The sequence below is a fragment of the Peribacillus sp. P4_C12 genome (assembly GCF_056402095.1).
Genome location: NZ_JBFUIB010000962.1, coordinates 1 through 935 on the forward strand (window position 1 = coordinate 1; position 935 = coordinate 935).

Annotated in this window: 1 protein-coding gene; it reads right to left on the bottom strand. The window is 40.1% G+C overall.

Annotation, left to right across the window (positions count from 1 at the left end; genetic code table 11):
* Nucleotides 1-290 precede the first annotated feature (290 nt).
* The coding region (locus tag AC1DUW_RS30580; protein WP_477644414.1) for an ABC transporter ATP-binding protein at nucleotides 291-935 on the bottom strand (645 nt) is incomplete at its 5' end.

Genomic DNA, 935 nt, shown 5'->3' on the forward strand with positions numbered 1-935 from the left:
GTTCTAAATTAATACTAAAAAAATTTTATTCTACTTTCCATTATTTTCATCCTATTTAATACATTTTTTCCAAAAAACAAGTATAACGATAGGGAATTAAACCCATTTCTTTACTATATTTTAGTCTTTGTTCCTAGTTTATAATTGAACTAGATTCTCTTAAATGTATAAAATGCTGTATATAATTCTATTCTATTTCATATCTGGAATGGTGCTATCTTGCTAACATGATGATCATAATCAGAAACACTATTCTTTCTCTCCACAACAAAAAACCGCCAAACGGCGGTTTAATGTCCTCCTAAATAGGCCATTTTAATTTCTTCACTCGAAGTGAGTTCATCGGCGTTTCCAGAAAGGACAATCCGTCCTGTTTCAACGACGTAGGCCCGATCTGCAATGGATAGAGCAAGGTTGGCGTTTTGCTCAACTAAAAGAATCGTTGTGCCTGCCTCACTGATCTCTTGTATGATGTTGAAGATTTGTTTCACCAGCAACGGAGCAAGTCCCATGGAAGGTTCATCGAGCAGTAATAAACGTGGTTTCGCCATTAAAGCTCGCCCCATTGCAAGCATCTGCTGTTCACCACCTGATAGTGTGCCAGCCTGTTGTTTGATCCTTTCTAGTAACCTCGGAAATAGTTCATAGACTTTCTCCATATCTTTTTTGATGCCTTCTTTGTCTTTTCGTAAATAGGCTCCAAGCTCCAAGTTTTCGGCAACCGTCATGTTGGCAAAGACTCGACGGCCCTCGGGGACATGGGAGATACCCATTTTCACGATTGATTGGGCTGCTTTTCCTCCAATCGAACCCTCTTCGAAAAGAACCTTTCCTTGTTTCGGTTTTAACAACCCCGCTCCTTGGTCCGCAAAACCTTTAGCCATATCAAAGGGGGAATCGCCATAAACCGTTTCCTGATTGTAGTCTCCCTGGAT